This is a genomic window from Paraburkholderia sp. A1BS-2L, assembly GCF_051125205.1.
Lineage (GTDB): Bacteria > Pseudomonadota > Gammaproteobacteria > Burkholderiales > Burkholderiaceae > Paraburkholderia.
The window spans coordinates 993,273-1,010,200 of the sequence record NZ_CP120428.1 but is presented as its reverse complement, the minus strand read 5'-3'; the positions used below and the strand labels follow the sequence as shown (position 1 = coordinate 1,010,200).

Sequence of the window (16,928 nt, the reverse complement as noted above, 5' to 3'; positions counted from 1 at the left end):
TGAGCTTCTCGAAACCGGGCTCGACGCGCGTACCGCCGACATCACCGGTTCGATCCGCCTGCTCACGGTCAGCCGGATCGAGTCGCGCGTCTACGACGAGTTCCTTGCCGAACTCCACTCGGCGTATCCGCGCATCGATCTGCAGATCGAAGTGATGCGCTCGTCGGACATCATCTCGTCGCTGCTGCAAAAGACCGCGACCGCGGGCCTGAGCCTGTGCCGCACGCCGGTCGAAAAGCTCGAGATGCGCTGCTTCCTGCGCCAGCGCTATGCGATGTTCTGCGGCAGGCACCACCGCCTATTCGGCCTCTCGCAGCTGACGATGGAAGACTTGCTCGCGGAGAATTTCGTGTCGTTCACGAGCGATCAGATTGGCGACAGCCTCTCGCCGCTTACGGTGTTTCGCGACCAGCGCGGCTTTACGGGGAGAATCGTGGCGTCGTCGCCGAGCCTCGACGAGGTGCGGAGGCTCATTTTCGCGGGCTATGGCATCGGCTGCCTGCCCGAGCACATCGTGAAGGACGATCTGGCGCGGCAGCGCCTGTGGCGGCTGCCGCCGGAGGAAGGGCTCGTGGATGTCGACATCCACTTGCTGTGGCATCGCGACCGCAAACAGAATGCGGCGGAAAAAGCGTTCTTCGACGCGATGGAGCGCTGCATGCAGCGTTATGCGCTCGCGGAGCGGCTATAAAGCGTGGCTTTAAAGCGCGCGCCGCGAGCGTGGGCCAGCCCGAAAGCTCAGAACCCCCGCGCCATCACCGCAACGCCAATCGTCACGACGCCCAGCACGAGATTGACGATCACGAGCCGGCGCACCGTGCCCACGGCGCGCGCGCCGTCGGGCCACTTCTGCGCCTGCACCGCGCGGCGGATGCGCGGAAACACGGCGAAGCGGATATGGCCGAAGATCAGCATCATGATCACGCCGAGGCCGGCCATGGCGTGCAGTTGCCAGGTGGCGTGACCGCCGCCGAACTTCATCAGCAGAAAGCCGCCCGTGAGCAGGATCACGATCACGGCGATGCCCACCCAGTTGAAGAAGCGGCCGAACACCGACTCGATGAGCGGCAGCCGCAATTGCGGCGAGAGGTCTTCGAGCGCCGGACGCAGGCAGAAGTGGGCGAACACCATGCCGCCCACCCAGACGGCAACGCTCAGCAAGTGCAGAAAGAGCGCGATTTCGATCGCGTGAGCCATGCTTGAGATTCCTTGTACGTAGAGTTATTGCGCCAGCACCGGACGCATGCCCGTGATGACCTTGAGCCTCGAATCCGGCGCACGGCCCTTGCGCGCACGCTTGCCGATCTGCGGCGCGAGCACCGCGCCCGCCATCTGATCCTCGCCCGCCTTGCCGCCGCGGCCCGTGCCTTCGAGCACCACGCCCGCCGCCGTGATCGCGAGCGCCTGCACCAGCGTCTCCTTCTCCTCGAGCTGCATCAGAATGACGCCGCGCCCGCCGCCCGAAAGCGTCTTCATCTCGTCGAGGCCGAACACGAGCAGGCGCCCGCCCGACGAAAGACACGCCACCTGGATCGCATTGGGCAGCATCGGCATCGGCGCGAGCGGCACGCAGCCCTCGTCGATCGTCATGAACGCCTTGCCGGCCTTCACGCGACTCACGAGGTCGCCGATCTTCGCGATGAAGCCGAAGCCGTTGCTCGACGCGAGCAGCAATTGCTGGTCCGCGCTCGCCGCGAAGTAATGGAGCAGATGCGTGCCCGCTTCGAGCTCGATGAGCGAGGTGACCGGCACGCCGTCGCCGCGGCCACCCGGCAATTGCGCAACCGACACCGAATAGACGCGCCCGTTGCTGCCCCACGCGATGAGCGTGTCGGGCGTGCGGCACTGGAACGCCGCATAGAGCCCGTCGCCGGCCTTGAACGTGAAGCCTTGCTGGTCGAGCCCGTGGCCCTTGAGTGCGCGCACCCAGCCCTTCTGCGAGACCACCACCGTGATCGGCTCGTCCACCACGCGCACTTCGAAGCTCGCGCGCTTTTCCTGCTGGATCAGCGTGCGGCGGTCGTCGCCGTACTGCCTGGCGTCGGATTCGATTTCCTTCACGATGAGCCGCTTCATCGACGACTCGTTCGCGAGCAACTCTTCGAGCTTCGCCTTCTCTTCACGCAGCTCGGCGAGCTCCTTCTCGATCTTGATCTTTTCCAGCCGCGCCAACTGGCGCAGACGGATTTCGAGAATGTCCTCGGCCTGGCGCTCGGAGAGGCCGAACGCGCTCATCAGCGCGCTCTTGGGCTCGTCCGACTCGCGGATGATGCGGATGACCTCATCGATATTGAGGAAGACGATCACCCGCCCTTCGAGGATGTGGATACGGTCGTCGACCTTCGTCAAGCGATGCTGCGTGCGGCGCGTGACCGTCGCGAAGCGAAAGCCGATCCACTCGCCGAGGATCTCGCTGATGCCCTTCTGGCGCGGACGGCCGTCTGCGCCGATCATCACGAGATTCAAAGACGCATTCGATTCGAGGCTCGTGTTGGCGAGCAGCGAATTGACGAACTCGCCCTGGTCGATCTTGCTCGTCTTCGGCTCGAACACGAGGCGCACGGGCGCGTCCTTGCCCGACTCGTCGCGCACGGCGTCGAGCAGCGCGAGCATCGACTGCTTGCTCTGCAACTGCTCGGGCGTGAGCGTCTTCTTGCCGAGCTTGAGCTTCGGATTGGTCAGCTCCTCGATCTCTTCGAGCACCTTCTGGCCCGAAGTGTTCGGCGGCAATTCGGTCACCACGAGCTGCCACTGGCCGCGCGCGAGGTCCTCGATCTTCCAGCGCGCGCGCACCTTGAGGCTGCCGCGGCCCGACTCATAAGCCGCCGCGATTTCCGCCTCGCTCGAAATGATCTGGCCGCCGCCCGGGAAATCGGGCCCGGGCAAACGCTCCATGATCTCCGCGTGCGAAAGCTTCGGGTTCCGAATCATGGCCACGGCCGCCGCCGCGACTTCGCGCAGGTTGTGCGAGGGGATTTCCGTGGCGAGACCGACCGCGATGCCCGATGCGCCGTTGAGCAGCAGCATCGGCAGGCGCGCGGGCAGGGTCTTCGGCTCCTGGAACGAGCCGTCGTAGTTCGGCATGAAATCGACGGTGCCCATGTCGATTTCGTCGAGCAGGAGCTTGGCGATGGGCGTGAGGCGCGCTTCGGTGTAGCGCATGGCCGCCGCGCCGTCGCCGTCGCGCGAGCCGAAATTGCCCTGGCCGTCGATGAGCGGATAGCGCATCGAGAAGTCCTGGGCGAGGCGCACGAGCGCGTCGTACGCCGACTGGTCGCCGTGCGGGTGGTATTTACCGAGCACGTCGCCCACCACGCGCGCCGACTTCACGGGCTTGGCATTGTCGCCGAGACCCATCTCGTTCATCGCGTAGAGAATGCGCCGCTGCACCGGCTTCTGGCCGTCGCAGACGTCGGGCAGCGCGCGGCCCTTCACCACGCTCACCGCGTAGTCGAGGTAGGCGCGTTCCGCGTAGTGGCCGAGCGTGAGCGTGTCGTCGTCCGGGGCGCCGGTATCAGTGACTTCAGCAAAAAGATCGTCCATGTTTCAATCAGTCCGTATTCGTGTGCGTGCGCTCAGTTGCACTTAGATGTCCGCTTCGACTTCGTTGCCCTTCTCTTCGAGCCACGAGCGGCGCGAAGCCGCCTCGCCCTTGCCCATCAGCATCGTCATGCGTGCGACGGTGGCTTCATAGTCGAGCTCGCCGAGCGAGATGGGCGACAGGCGCCGCGTGTCGGGGTTCATCGTCGTGTCCCAGAGCTGCTCGGCGCTCATTTCGCCGAGACCCTTGAAGCGGCTGATGGTCCATTGCGTTTCGCGCACGCCGTCCTTGCGCAGCTTGTCGAGAATCGCTTCGAGCTCGCCTTCGTCGAGCGCGTAGAGCTTCTGCGCAGGCTTCTTGCCGCGTGCGGGCGCATCGACGCGGAACAGCGGCGGGCGCGCCACGCACACGTGGCCGCGCTCGATCAACTGCGGAAAGTGCTTGAAGAACAGCGTGAGCAGCAAGACCTGGATATGCGAACCATCGACGTCCGCGTCCGAGAGAATGCAGATCTTGCCGTAGCGCAGGTTCGAGAGATCGACGGTGTCGTCGGGGCTGTGCGGATCGACGCCGATCGCCACCGAGATGTCGTGCACCTCGTTGTTCGCGAACAGACGGTCGCGCTCGGTCTCCCACGTGTTGAGCACCTTGCCGCGCAGCGGCAGGATGGCCTGATATTCCTTGTCGCGGCCCATCTTCGCGGAGCCGCCCGCCGAATCGCCCTCGACGAGGAAGAGCTCGTTGCGCGCGATGTCGGTCGACTCGCAGTCGGTGAGCTTGCCGGGCAGCACGGCCACGCCCGAGCTCTTGCGCTTTTCCACCTTCTGGCCCGCGCGCGTGCGCGCCTGGGCCTGCTTGATGACGAGATCGGCGAGCTTCTTGCCGTGCTCGACGTGCTGGTTGAGCCACAGTTCGAGCGCGGGACGCGAGAACGACGAAACGAGCTTCACGGCGTCGCGGCTATTGAGTCGCTCCTTGATCTGCCCCTGGAACTGCGGGTCGAGCACCTTGGCCGAGAGCACGAACGAGACGCGCGCGAACACGTCTTCGGGCAACAGCTTCACGCCCTTGGGCTGCAGATTGTGCAATTCGACGAAGCTCTTCACGGCCTGGAACAGGCCATCGCGCAGGCCGCTTTCGTGCGTGCCGCCCGCGGGCGTCGGAATCAGGTTGACGTAGGACTCGCGCGTGAGCGAGCCTTCCTCGCTCCACGCGACCACCCACGCGGCGCCCTCGCCTTCGGCGAAGGTGTCGTCGGTGGTGCGAGCGTCGGCGTAGCGCTCGCCTTCGAAGAGCGGGATCAGCAAGTCGCTGCCGCCCATGCCTTCGAGCAGATAGCCGCGCAGGCCGTCTTCGTATTTCCACGAGAGGCGCTCGCCGGTCTTCTCGTTGACGAGCTCGACCTCGACGCCGGGCAGCAGCACCGCCTTCGAGCGCAGCAGCCGCTGCAGTTCGCCGAGCGGCAGATTGGCCGAGTCGAAGTATTTCGGATCGGGCCACGCGGTCACGCGCGTGCCGGTCTTTTTCTCGTCGCGCGCGGCGTTGCGCGTGGTGATGGGCTTGACGACGTTGCCATCCGCAAAGCCGATTTCGGCGACCTTGCCATCGCGCCAGACGGTCACGTCCAGCCGCGTCGAAAGCGCGTTGGTGACCGAGACACCCACGCCGTGCAGGCCGCCCGAGAACGTATAGGCGCCGCCGGCGGCCTTGTCGAACTTGCCGCCCGCATGCAGGCGCGTGAACACGATTTCGACGACGGGCACCTTCTCCTCGGGGTGCAAGCCGAACGGAATGCCGCGGCCGTCGTCGTCGACGGACACGGAATGGTCGGCATGCAGCGTGACGGTGATGCGCTTGCCGAAGCCGCCGAGCGCTTCGTCGGACGCGTTGTCGATGACTTCCTGAATGATGTGCAGCGGATTCTCGGTGCGCGTGTACATGCCCGGCCGTTGCCGGACGGGCTCGAGGCCCTTGAGCACCTTGATCGACGCTTCGCTATATCCAGCGTTTGCAGCGTTTGACTTCTTCGTTGCCATGGTGATCCGCAGGGGGTTATCCGCGCGCTTGTCCACAGGTCCTGTGGACATCTGCGGGGAAAACGCGTTGAGTGTTCAAAAAAACCGTGTCGAAACAACGGGGTGAGCGCGCTGCGCAACGCCCGTGCAAACCTCGCCGGGCCGGCGCGCGCTCCCGCAGTTGTTCGAATGCGCGAGGTATTGTACTGATTTGGGCTTGCGCGGCAATTTGGAAGAGGGTCGGCCGTTCGGCCGAGGGGTAGCGAGGTGCGGGAGTCGCGAAGAATTGGGCACGTGCGGCGCGCTGCCTGCCGCCAGGAATTCAACCGGCCTGTCGCCCTGTTTGGGAGCGTGGAGTTGTTATGAAACCGTCCGAAGCCTTGCGCGCGCATCGCGCTGAGATCCGCGAAATTGTCGCAAGCCATCACGCGATGAATGCGCGCGTGTTCGGCTCGTCGGCGCGTGACGAGGATAACGAGGATAGCGACCTCGATTTACTCGTCGATCCAACGCCGGAAACTACGCTTATCGATCTCGCGCAAATTCAGTTGCGCCTCGAAGCGCTCATGGGCGTGCGAGTGGACGTACTTACGCCCAAAGCGCTGCCCGAGACCTTCCGTGCCCGCGTAGTCGCCGAATCGGTACCGGTATGAGGAAAAAAGATCTGCGCACCCCGGATTACTTGCAGCATATCCTCGACGCCATCGAACGCATTCGCACATACACGGAGCCTCTTTCACACGAGAGCTTCGAGGCAACACCGATGGCTGTCGATGCCGTCGTGCGAAACATCCTGACCTTGCGGCCGCGCACCCGGAGATACCGTGGGAGGCGATGTACGGAATGCGCAACCAGGTCTCGCACGGCTATTTGCCGTCGACATCGACATTGTCTGGAGCACCGTACAGACCTCCTTGCCCGACCTGAAACACAAGCTCTCGAAGCTGAAGCCCACATAAAAAAGCGGCCTTCATCAGGCCGCCTTCTCTGCGCATCACATCACTTGCGCTTGCTCTCCAACTCTTCCCACCGCTCCAGCGCAACCAGCAATTCCTCATCGATCGCCGCATACCGCTCGGTCAAGCGCGCGCCCTCCTGCGCATCCTTCGCGAAAATCGAGCCGTCCTCGATCTGCGCACCGATTGTTTTCTGCTCGGTCTCCAGCGCCTCGATACGTTTGGGCAGTTCCTCAAGCTCGCGCTGCTCCTTGAACGAAAGCTTCACGGTGCGCTGCGCGTTGCGGCCCGCCGCGCTCTCCTTCGGTGCGACGGCCACGCTCGCGGTTTCCTTCGGCGCGCGCGCCTCGGCAATTTCCTGCGCGCGGGCGCTCTGGGTCTGCCAGTCGGTGAAGCCGCCCACGTACTCGCGCCACTTCCCCTCGCCTTCGGACGCGATCACCGAAGTCACCACGTTATCGAGAAACGCGCGGTCGTGGCTCACCAGCAGCACCGTGCCGTCGTAGTCGGTCAGCAGTTCTTCGAGCAGTTCGAGCGTGGGGATATCAAGGTCGTTGGTCGGCTCGTCGAGCACCAGCACGTTCGCGGGGCGAGCAAACAGACGTGCAAGCAACAGGCGGTTGCGCTCGCCGCCCGACAGCGACTTCACGGGCGAGCGCGCGCGCTCGGGCGCGAACAGGAAGTCGCCCAGATAGCTCATCACGTGCTTCTTCGCGCCGTTGATCTCGACCCAGTCGCTGCCCGGGCTGATGGTGTCGGCGAGACTCTTTTCGAGGTCGAGCTGCGCGCGCATCTGGTCGAAGTACGCCACCTGGAGGTTCGTGCCCACGCGCACGGTGCCCGCGTCCGGCTTGAGCTCGCCGAGGATCAGCTTCAACAGCGTGGTCTTGCCCGCGCCGTTCGGGCCGACGAAGCCGATCTTGTCGCCGCGCATCACCGTGCCCGAGAAGTTGTCGACGATCGTGCGGTCGCCATAGCGCTTCACGACGTCGGTGAGCTCGGCGACGATCTTGCCCGACTTCTCGCCCTGCGCGACGTCGAGCTTCACGTTGCCCTGTACGTTGCGGCGCTCGGCGCGCTCGTTGCGCATCTGCACGAGCCGTGCGATGCGTCCGACGCTGCGCGTGCGGCGCGCCTCCACGCCCTTGCGGATCCACACTTCTTCCTGCGCGAGCAACTTGTCGAACTTCTCGTTTTCCACGCGCTCGACTTCGAGCTGCTGCGCCTTGCGCTCCTGATACTGCGAGAAGTTTCCCGGATACGAGAGCAGCTTGCCGCGATCGAGCTCGACGATGCGCGTGGCCACGCGATCGAGGAACGCGCGGTCGTGGGTGATGAAGAGCAGGCTCGAGCGCTGCGCGACGAGCAGTTCTTCGAGCCAGCGGATGCCGTCGAAGTCGAGGTGGTTGGTCGGCTCATCGAGCAGCAGCACGTCGGGCTGCACGACGAGCGCGCGCGCCAGCGCCACGCGCTTTTGCATGCCGCCCGAGAGCGCGCCCACGCGCGCGTCGCCTTCGAGGCCGATCTGCGCGAGCGTGGTCGACACACGCGTGCGCCAGTTCCAGGCGTCGGCGTGATCGAGCGACGACTGCAGCGCATTCATGCGCGAGAGCAACGCGTCGTGTTCCGCGCCTTCGGGCGTGTCCGCGAGCCGGTGCGCGACCCCGTCGAATTCGTCGAGCAGCGCGCGCACGCCCTCGAGCCCCGAGGCGACCGTGTCGAACACGGTGGCCTCGGCGTCGAAATCGGGCTCCTGCGGCACGTAGACGGTCGAGAGATCCTGCTGGCGCGTGACGAGGCCGTCATCGGGTCTGGCGAGGTCGGCGACGATCTTGAGCAGCGACGACTTGCCCGCGCCATTGCGGCCGATCAGCCCGACGCGCTCGCCGGCTTCGAGCGAAAAGTCGGCGAGATCGAGCAGCGCGACGTGGCCGAACGCGAGTTGCGCGCCGGTAATGGTGTAAAGCGACATGAGTGGAGAGCGTTGCCTGCGTTGGAGAGCAAGCGCGTATTGTACCGGGGCGCGCGCTGGGCACAGGGGGCGCATGGGAGCCCCTCATGTGTCCAGCCCGCGCCCCGTTGCGACAAGGTTCGCGGGACTGGCCGCCCGTGCGGCCTACTTCACGTGAAACGTGATCGTCTGGCTCCACTCGGGGCCATACGACTGATGCGCGCCGTTGGCGAATTGCGCCGTGAGCGTGTGGTCGCCGGGCGGCAGTGTGACGTCGGCTTCGGACTGGCCTTTGCCGTAGTGGATCGACTTCTCGCTGGCCGGTACGACCGTGCCTTGCGGCAGCGCCGCGCCGTCGATCAGCAGATGGTGATGTCCGGTTTTGGGCGTGGCCGTGCCGGCGGGCGCAACCGTCATGCCATCGACGCCGAATTTCACGTGCACCGGGTTGCTCACCGTTGCACCGTTCTTCGGCTCGACGAAGTAGACGCCCTCGGCGCGCGCGATGCTGCTCATCGCGAGGAGTGCCGTCGTCGAGGCCATCAGCGCTGCGCCGGCCAGCCATGTCCTTCTGGTCATTGTTCGCTCCTGGGGGATTGCCCGGTGGTTGCTCAGTGGGTTGCGGCGCGATGCGTCCGCGTCCCAGCATACATCGCAAGAACTACGCCACGCGCCGCGGGTGCGCCGTTTCCGGTAACATCGCGGGTCGCCGGCCGCTCGCCCCGGCCCGTGCAACGGGGTTCATGGGGCCATATGGCGGGCAAACCAGCGGGCAAAACCGCGTCGAACCGAACGAAAAGGTGTGTGTTGTGAGCGAAGTGATCGAATACAAAAGCTGGGTCTGCCTGATCTGCGGCTGGGTCTATAACGAAGAGGAAGGTCTGCCCGACGAAGGCATCGCGGCAGGCACGCGCTTCGCGGATATCCCCGACGACTGGCGCTGCCCGCTGTGCGACGTGGGCAAGGGCGACTTCGTAGCCGTGGAATTCTGACGCGCGCGGTTCGCGACCCGCGGTGCGCGACCAGCGGCACGCGGGAACGACGTTTTCGAGGTGAATGGCGTTTGCTATACTCTTGCGCCTGCACCGACTCCGCGCCATGACGGGTGACTTGGGAAACATGGCGATCCGGCGGAGTGGGAATTCGTGCGCCCCGCAGCGGATTTGACGGCTCCCTGTAGTTCAATGGATAGAACAAGTGCCTCCTAAGCGCTAGATGCAGGTTCGATTCCTGCCAGGGGGACCAGCCGCCCGCACCCATCCCCGCCTTGCCGCGCGCCCGCGCCCGCCTCGCAACATCTTCACTCCAGGCAGATTCCGCATGGACATCAACAAGCAACTCGCCGCCCTCACACATTCCGAACTGCAAACCGCAGGCGCCAGCCAGGCAACCGCCATCGCCGTGAGCGTTCTGCTGCGTCATCTGAGCTCGCCGGAACTCGTCAAGCTGCTGTCGTCGGCGTTCGAGAATCATCAGGCCGTGATGCTGCAAACGCCCTGGCCCGAGCAGATGCTCAATTCGTTCGAGGCCACGCGCCGCTTCCTCGAAACCGCCGCGCAAGGGCCCGCGCCCACGCCCGAGACGCCGGCCGAATAAGCCGCCTGCCCGAACCCGCGTCCGACTGCGGGTAAACAGGGAGCCGCCCGGACCTAAAGCTGGGGCCGAAACTGCCGTAATCTTCGGACATGGACCAACTACGTCCCCTTCCGGCCGGCCACCTGATGTCGACTCTCCTCGACCAGGATATCGCCCATATTCGGCGCGTCATGCCGCTTTCGCTCTCGGGCGACCTCGCCGGGCCGATCCTCGCCCCTTCCTACTGGCGCATGCGCCTGCACCGGCTGCTCGACACCGGCCACGTCAATAAAGGCCAACTCGCCGATATCGACAGCCTGCTGCTCCAGATCGAACTGTACGAACTGAATGCCGCATCGGCGGTGACGGCCAGCCCGAAGCGCGCCGTCGGCAACGGCGATGGCCGCCGCTAGTCGCCACTAATCGCCACTAGCCACTGCTAGCGGCCGTGAGCCGCCCATCCGCCGCGCGCGGAAATCCTGGTGTCGGGGTCGTCCATCGGACATAATGTCCGCCAAAATACCCAGAGAGGACTTCGTGCACCCGGCCCATTCGCGAGACCTGCTTCAGCAGGCACGCCAGCGCTTCACCCAGCAGCAGATCGCCGCCCACGTCGGCAAGGACGTCAAGACCGTGCGACGTTGGGAAAAAGGCGAAACGCCGTGCCCCGCCATGCTCGAAGCCGCGCTGCGCGAGCTCTTGCACCGCGCCGAAACGGGCCCGGGCTCCCGCGCGAAATCGTCCAGCCGGCAGCCCGCGCGCTTTCGCTTCGTCGATCTGTTCGCGGGCATCGGCGGCATTCGCAAGGGCTTCGAGGCGCACGGCGGCGCCTGCGTCATGACGAGCGAGTGGAATCCGTTCTCCAAGAAAACCTATCTGGAAAACTACGCGCAGACGGATGGCGAAGGCCATGCGTTCGTCGGCGACATCGTCGAGTTTCCCGCCGCCGAGGTGCCCGATCACGACGTGCTGCTCGCGGGCTTTCCGTGCCAGCCGTTCTCGATCGCGGGCGTTTCGAAGAAGAACGCGCTCGGCCGTCCCCACGGTTTCGAGTGCACGACGCAAGGCACGCTGTTCTTCGACGTCGCGCGCATCATCGCCGAGAAGCGGCCCGCCGCCTTCCTGCTCGAGAACGTCAAGAATCTCCTTTCGCACGACCATGGCCGCACCTTCGACGTGATCCTGCAGGTGCTGCGCGACGAACTCGGCTACGACGTGCATTACCGCGTAATCGACGGACGCCATTTCACTCCGCAGCATCGCGAGCGCATCATCATCGTCGGCTTTCGCGAGCCCACGCCGTTCACGTGGGACGCGCTCAGCCTGCCCGAGGAAGGTCCGCGTCTCGGTTCGATCCTGCACCGCACCGATGGCAGCGAGCCCCTCCTGCCATGGGACGGCGAACGCTTCTTCGATCACGCGGCGCGCCGGGTCCAGCCGAAATACACGCTCACGCCGGGACTGTGGGCCTATCTGCAGCAATACGCGGAGAAGCACCGCGCGGCCGGCAACGGCTTTGGCTACGGCCTCGCGTTTGCGGGCAGCGTCACGCGCACGCTCTCCGCGCGCTATCACAAGGACGGCAGCGAGATCCTCGTGCATCAGGGCGAAGGCCTGCGTCCGCGCCGCCTCACGCCGCGCGAATGCGCGCGCCTGATGGGCTTTCCCGACACTTTCCGCATTCCGGTGAGCGACACCCAGGCGTACCGGCAATTCGGCAATAGCGTCGTGATGCCGGTGATGCGCGAAGTGGCGCGCACGATGATGCCGCACCTCGATGCGGCGCTGACGCGCGCGGCGGCTGCGTCCCAACCGGCGAGCGCGCCGGCCTGAGCGCCGGCCCGGGCGAATCGCAAAAGGCGCGCCATGGTCGATGTCGTCGACACCGCCACGCGCAGCCGGATGATGTCGGGCATCCGCGCGCGCAACACGAAGCCCGAAATGCTGGTGCGCAGCCTGTTGCACCGGCGCGGCTTTCGCTTTCGGCTCGACGTGCGCGAGCTGCCGGGGCGCCCCGACATCGTGCTGCCCCGCTATCGCGCCGTGGTGTTCGTGCATGGCTGCTTCTGGCACGGCCATCAATGCGCGCTCTTCAAGTGGCCGGCCACGCGGCCGGAATTCTGGCGCGCCAAGATCGCGCGCAACCGCACCAACGACGCCAAGGCCCTCGCCGCGCTCGCGGCCCAAGGCTGGCGCGTCGCCGTGATCTGGGAATGCGCGCTGCGCGGCGCCGCGCAGGATCCGCAGGCCGTCGTCGAGCGGCTCGCGCATTGGCTCGAAGACCCGGCAAGTAGTTGGTTCGAGGCGCGTGCCTGAGCGCGTCGACGACCCGGGCATGCCCCAGGCACAGCCGGCGCACGGCCATGGCGCGAGGCCCCGCAGTGATAAACTGGATCGTCTGCCGGCGCTCCCTGCAACGCGACGCCCGACCTGCGACGCCCAGCGTCCGACGCCCGCCATATCCATTTCAGAATTGAACGAGAAGGAGGCAACCGATGGCTGATTTTCGACTCTGGTCCGATGACTTTCCGAGTAACGGCTTCATGCCGAAGGCGCAGGAGTTCGACGATCGGGCCTTCGGCGTCGATGGCGACAATGTTTCGCCCTCCTTGCAATGGGACGCGCCGCCCGCCGACACGCAAAGCTTCGCGCTGACCGTCTACGACCCGGACGCGCCCACGGGCAGCGGCTTCTGGCACTGGGTGGTCGTCAACATCCCGGCCGACGTGCGCTCGCTCGCGCTCAACGCGGGCAAGGCCGATGGCAGCCTGTTGCCGCAAGGCGCGGTGCAGGTGCGCAACGACTACGGCACGGTGGGCTTCGGGGGCGCCGCGCCGCCGCGCGGGGACAAGCCGCACCGCTACATCTTCCGAATCCATGCGCTGAAGGTCGCGCAATTGCCGGTCACGCCGGAAACCACCAACGCAGTCGCCCGCTTCATGACGCACCTGAACGAGATGGACTCGACCACCTGGGTCGGGCTCTACGAGCTGAAGTAACGCGGAAGTCACCGCGGCTTGCGCACGCAGCGCGCCGCAACACGACACAACGCAGCACCATGAAAACGTCCGGCGGCGCACGTCAGGCTTGACGCGCGCCGCCCCTCTCATCGATGCCCACATCCACGCTTGCCGCCTCGCGCGCCGGTCCCGCCAGCCCCGCCGATCCCTCCGACGACTTCGAGACCGGGCTGCCCTTCCCGCAACGCTATTACGCGATCCTCGTCGTCGCGCTCGGCATCACGCTCGCCGTGCTCGACGGCGCGATCGCCAACGTCGCGCTGCCGACCATCGCGCATCATCTCAATGCGAGTCCCGCGAGCTCGATCTGGATCGTCAACTCGTATCAGCTTTCGGTGACGATCTCGCTGCTCCCGCTCGCCTCGCTCGGCGACCGCATCGGCTACCGGCGCGTCTACCTGTGGGGTATGGCGCTCTTCACGCTCGCTTCGCTCGGCTGCGCGCTCGCGACCTCGCTGCCTGAGCTCGCGATCGCGCGCACGGTGCAGGGCTTCGGCGGCGCCGGCATTATGAGCGTGAACACCGCGCTCGTGCGCATGATCTATCCGCGCGCGCAACTCGGGCGCGGCATCGCCATCAATGCGATGGTGGTGGCGATCGCCTCCGCAGTCGGCCCGACGCTCGCTTCGGGCGTGCTCGCGATCGCTTCGTGGCCGTGGCTGTTCGCGATCAATGTGCCGATCGGCATCGCGGCCCTCGTGCTGGGCCTGCGCGCGCTGCCCGTCAACGAACGGCACCCCGCGCCCTACGACCTGCTGAGCGCGGTGCTCAACGCCCTCGTCTTCGGGCTCCTGATCTTCGCTGTCGATGGCCTCGGCCACGGCGAGCGCCGCGCGTGGGTCGCGCTCGAATTCGCAGGGGCGCTCGTGATCGGCTGGTTCTTCGTGCGGCGCCAACTCACGCAGCCCGCGCCGCTGCTGCCCGTCGACCTGCTCGCCAACCCGGTGTTCGCGCTATCGATCGGCACCTCGATCTGCTCGTTCTGCGCGCAGATGCTCGCGTTCGTCGCGCTGCCGTTTCTGCTGCAGGAGACCTTCGGCTTTTCGCAGGTGCAGACGGGCCTGCTCATGACGCCCTGGCCGCTCGTGATCATCGGCGCGGCGCCGCTCGCGGGCGTGCTCTCCGACCGCTATCCGGCCGGCATGCTCGGCGGCGTGGGGCTCGCGCTGTTTGCGCTCGGGCTCGTTTCGCTGGCCTCGCTCGCGACGCTGCACGCGCAGCCCACCATCGTCGAGATCAGCTGGCGCATGGCGTTGTGCGGCGCGGGCTTCGGCATTTTCCAGTCGCCCAACAACCGGCAGATTCTCTCCGCCGCGCCGCGCGAGCGCAGCGGTGGCGCGAGCGGCATGCTCGGCACGGCGCGGCTCATCGGCCAGACGCTCGGAGCGGCGCTGGTCGCGCTGATCTTCGGCATCGCGCCGCAGCATGGGCCGACCGTGGCGCTCTATGTGGCGACCGCTTTCGCGGCCATTGCTGCGGTGGTGAGCGTGCTGCGGCTCGTGCCGGGGCGCGGCGCGGCCACGCTGGAATAACGACACACCCCTCCCCGTTCCCAGCCAGGCCCGCTGCATCGGCCGTACGCCGGTAGCCCGCTCGAACATGCACTAACATGGATGCATGGTAGCCGGCCCCCGGCATCCGCCGAGGGTTCGGCGCCGTTCTCCAGGCGAGTCAACCTTGCAAAGGGGGATTCCCATGTCTCTGATCGTCGCTGGCCGGTTCACGACCTTCCCCGCCGCCGAAGCCGTAGCCGAAAAGCTGTTCGCGCGCGGCTTCATCGAAGAAGACGTCAACCTGTTTTTCGTCAATCCGCGCGGACAGCACGCGCGCCATATGGCGCATACCGTGCACGCGAGCGCCGCATCGACGCACCGCAAGCGCAATCTCGTCATCGGCGCGGTCGCGGGCGCCGTGGTGGGCATCGCGCTGTTCGGCGCGTTGCTGATGGCATCGCTGCCGTCCACCGCGATTGCAGCGATCGTGGGTGCGTGGCTTGGCGCACGCATCGGTGCGGGCTGGCAGCACCATGCCGAGCACGAGGAGCGCGTGCATCGTGAAGCGCGCCAGTCGGGCGTGCTGCTCACCGTGCACGTGAGCGCCGAGAATCAGGCAACAGCTGCGGAGGTCTTGCGCGAAGGCGGCGCCGACGATCTCGAGCGCGCCTCGGGGCAATGGAGCGGTGGCCACTGGGCCGACTTCGATCCGACCCGGACACCCACGCCCTATGGCCAGACGGGCGCACAGCGGGCCTGAAAACGCCGGCTGCCGATGAAAGCCGGCGGCACATCGGGTACGGCGCGCGGCCGTGCCCGAATCGTTGCGCTCGCGCCGTGCGCGCCCGGCACACCTGGTGCAATCAGCGCGCGCGGGCTCAGTTCGCCTTGCTCGTCGTAGCGGCCTTCACCGGTGCGGCGCTGCGCGCCTTCGCGGTGACGGAAGCCGCCGTCGCCACGCTGCGCAGGTCGGCGAGGAAGTTGTCGCGCCACACCGAGAGATTGTTCTCGCGCAGCAAGGCCATCATGTCCTCGTAGCGCGAGCGGCGCTCCGCATGCGGCATCGAGAGCGCGCGCTCGAGCGCCTCGGCGGTCTGGTTCAGATCGTAAGGATTCACGACCAGCGCGCCCGGCAACTGTTCGGCAGCGCCCGCGAACTGCGAGAGCACCAGCACCCCCGGATCTTCGGGGTCCTGCGATGCGACGTACTCCTTCGCAACCAGGTTCATACCGTCGCGCAGCGGCGCGACATAGCCCACCTGCGCCTGGCGGAACAGCGCCATCAGCAGATCGCGCTCGTACTTGCGGTTCAGGTACTGGATCGGCGTCCAGTCGAGCTGTGCGAAACGGCCGTTGATGCGACCCGCCTCGCCTTCGAGATTGCGGCGGATCGCCTGATAGGTCTGCACGTCGGAGCGCGTGGGCGGCGCGATCTGCAGGAGCGAGACGCGGCCATGCCAGCCCGGACCGTTCAGCAGCATGCGCTCGAACGCCTGGAAGCGCTCGGCAAGCCCCTTCGAGTAATCGAGCCGGTCGACGCTCATGATGAGCTTGCGCCCGCGCATGGCGTCGCGCAGGCTGCGTACCGGCTTGCGGTCGGAGAACTGCACGGCGGACTTCGCGATCGCGTCGGGATAGATGCCGATCGGGTAGGTGCCCACCTTCAGGAAGCGGTCCCACGCGTGGACCATGCCGTCCTCGCTCGACGTGCCATGGCCGCCACGTTCCACGTAGTCGAGGAACGCCTGACGGTCGGCGTCGGTCTGGAAGCCCACCACGTCGTAGTCGCACATGAAGCGCATCAGCTCCTCGTGCGGCGGCACCGAGCGCATCACTTCCGGCACCGGCAGCGGAATATGCAGGAAAAAGCCGATCGGGTTCTTCACGCCGAGCTCGCGCAGGCTGCGCGCGAACGGGATCAGGTGATAGTCGTGCACCCAGATGATGTCGTCGGGCTGGAGCAGCGGCTGCAACTGACGCGCGAGCGTCGCGTTCACCCGCAGATAGCCGCTGTATTCCTGGCGCTCGTAGCGCGCGAGGTCGTTGCGATAGTGAAAGGTGGGCCAGAGCGTCGTATTCGAGAAACCTTTGTAGTACTGGTCATAGTCGCGCCGGGTGAGGCCCACCGTGGCGTACGTGACGCTGCCCTGCTGCTCGATGACCGGGGCCGCCTGCTCCGTCACGGTCTCGCCGCTCCAGCCGAACCAGACTCCGCCGGTTTCCTTCAGCGCGTCGAGCACGCCGACCGCCAGCCCTCCAGCTGCGGGGCGCCCTTCCTGTGTCGGTGCAACGCGATTCGATACCACGATCAGTCTGCCCATTACGGGTGTACCTCCTGTTTCGTTGGGTCCAGGGGACGGTGCAAGAACAACTCACG

Annotated in this window: 15 protein-coding genes, 1 tRNA gene and 1 pseudogene; 11 read left to right on the top strand and 6 right to left on the bottom strand. The window is 66.2% G+C overall.

Annotated features, from left to right (window positions below; genetic code table 11):
* Positions 1 to 7 precede the first annotated feature (7 nt).
* Positions 8 to 691: pseudogene (locus P5W98_RS04515) on the top strand (substrate-binding domain-containing protein); the annotation flags it as partial.
* Positions 692 to 738: 47 nt separating this feature from the next.
* Here the strand turns inward: P5W98_RS04515 and P5W98_RS04510 are convergent.
* From P5W98_RS04510 to P5W98_RS04500, 3 genes are read right to left on the bottom strand one after another with little or no spacing between them, the layout of a single operon-like run.
* Positions 739 to 1,197, bottom strand: coding sequence for a CopD family protein (locus tag P5W98_RS04510; protein ID WP_421023460.1), 459 nt, complete (start codon positions 1,195 to 1,197; stop codon positions 739 to 741).
* Between the two features lie 24 nt (positions 1,198 to 1,221).
* Positions 1,222 to 3,543, bottom strand: a complete 2,322-nt coding sequence (gene parC / locus P5W98_RS04505) for a DNA topoisomerase IV subunit A (RefSeq protein ID WP_434718376.1) — start codon at positions 3,541 to 3,543, stop codon at positions 1,222 to 1,224.
* A gap of 42 nt (positions 3,544 to 3,585) precedes the next feature.
* Complete coding sequence (locus tag P5W98_RS04500; protein ID WP_421023458.1) at positions 3,586 to 5,577, bottom strand: DNA topoisomerase IV subunit B; 1,992 nt, start codon at positions 5,575 to 5,577, stop codon at positions 3,586 to 3,588.
* 341 nt (positions 5,578 to 5,918) lie between these two features.
* Between P5W98_RS04500 and P5W98_RS04495 the strand changes: the two genes are divergently transcribed.
* The gene (locus P5W98_RS04495; RefSeq protein ID WP_434662058.1) at positions 5,919 to 6,209 is read left to right on the top strand and encodes a nucleotidyltransferase family protein; all 291 of its coding nucleotides are present in this window, start codon (positions 5,919 to 5,921) and stop codon (positions 6,207 to 6,209) included.
* A 346-nt stretch (positions 6,210 to 6,555) separates the two neighbouring features.
* Here the strand turns inward: P5W98_RS04495 and P5W98_RS04490 are convergent, their stop codons facing one another.
* Positions 6,556 to 8,484: an ATP-binding cassette domain-containing protein gene (locus tag P5W98_RS04490; protein WP_434662056.1), complete on the bottom strand. Its 1,929-nt coding sequence runs from the start codon at positions 8,482 to 8,484 to the stop codon at positions 6,556 to 6,558.
* A gap of 144 nt (positions 8,485 to 8,628) precedes the next feature.
* The gene (locus tag P5W98_RS04485; protein ID WP_434718375.1) at positions 8,629 to 9,042 is read right to left on the bottom strand and encodes a DUF4399 domain-containing protein; all 414 of its coding nucleotides are present in this window, start codon (positions 9,040 to 9,042) and stop codon (positions 8,629 to 8,631) included.
* 230 nt (positions 9,043 to 9,272) lie between these two features.
* On the opposite strand from P5W98_RS04485, the gene P5W98_RS04480 reads away from it, so the two are divergent.
* The 9 genes from P5W98_RS04480 (at position 9,273) to P5W98_RS04440 (ending at position 15,311) form a co-directional block, all read left to right on the top strand.
* Entirely contained in the window at positions 9,273 to 9,455 is a 183-nt protein-coding gene (locus P5W98_RS04480) for a rubredoxin (RefSeq protein WP_213296839.1), read from the top strand.
* A gap of 178 nt (positions 9,456 to 9,633) precedes the next feature.
* A tRNA-Arg gene (locus tag P5W98_RS04475) sits at positions 9,634 to 9,708 on the top strand.
* Positions 9,709 to 9,783: 75 nt separating this feature from the next.
* Positions 9,784 to 10,059 carry a hypothetical protein gene (locus P5W98_RS04470; RefSeq protein ID WP_434662054.1) on the top strand — a complete coding sequence of 92 codons (276 nt, stop codon included), beginning with the start codon at positions 9,784 to 9,786 and terminating at the stop codon, positions 10,057 to 10,059.
* Positions 10,060 to 10,184: 125 nt separating this feature from the next.
* A complete protein-coding gene (locus P5W98_RS04465) occupies positions 10,185 to 10,451 on the top strand; it encodes a hypothetical protein (RefSeq protein ID WP_421023453.1) in 267 nt (88 codons plus the stop codon).
* 94 nt (positions 10,452 to 10,545) lie between these two features.
* Positions 10,546 to 11,871: a DNA (cytosine-5-)-methyltransferase gene (dcm, locus tag P5W98_RS04460; RefSeq protein WP_434662052.1), complete on the top strand. Its 1,326-nt coding sequence runs from the start codon at positions 10,546 to 10,548 to the stop codon at positions 11,869 to 11,871.
* Between the two features lie 33 nt (positions 11,872 to 11,904).
* Positions 11,905 to 12,354: a very short patch repair endonuclease gene (locus P5W98_RS04455; RefSeq protein ID WP_421044176.1), complete on the top strand. Its 450-nt coding sequence runs from the start codon at positions 11,905 to 11,907 to the stop codon at positions 12,352 to 12,354.
* 179 nt (positions 12,355 to 12,533) lie between these two features.
* Positions 12,534 to 13,037, top strand: a complete 504-nt coding sequence (locus P5W98_RS04450; RefSeq protein WP_421023450.1) for a YbhB/YbcL family Raf kinase inhibitor-like protein — start codon at positions 12,534 to 12,536, stop codon at positions 13,035 to 13,037.
* A 113-nt stretch (positions 13,038 to 13,150) separates the two neighbouring features.
* The gene (locus tag P5W98_RS04445; RefSeq protein ID WP_434718374.1) at positions 13,151 to 14,590 is read left to right on the top strand and encodes an MFS transporter; all 1,440 of its coding nucleotides are present in this window, start codon (positions 13,151 to 13,153) and stop codon (positions 14,588 to 14,590) included.
* A gap of 163 nt (positions 14,591 to 14,753) precedes the next feature.
* On the top strand, positions 14,754 to 15,311 hold the full coding sequence (locus P5W98_RS04440; protein ID WP_421023448.1) for a glycine zipper domain-containing protein: 558 nt from the start codon (positions 14,754 to 14,756) through the stop codon (positions 15,309 to 15,311).
* A gap of 118 nt (positions 15,312 to 15,429) precedes the next feature.
* On the opposite strand, the gene otsA is transcribed toward P5W98_RS04440, so the two are convergent.
* Positions 15,430 to 16,872 (bottom strand): alpha,alpha-trehalose-phosphate synthase (UDP-forming), encoded by a 1,443-nt coding sequence (gene otsA, locus P5W98_RS04435; RefSeq protein ID WP_421023447.1) that lies wholly within the window; start codon positions 16,870 to 16,872, stop codon positions 15,430 to 15,432.
* Positions 16,873 to 16,928: the final 56 nt, after the last annotated feature.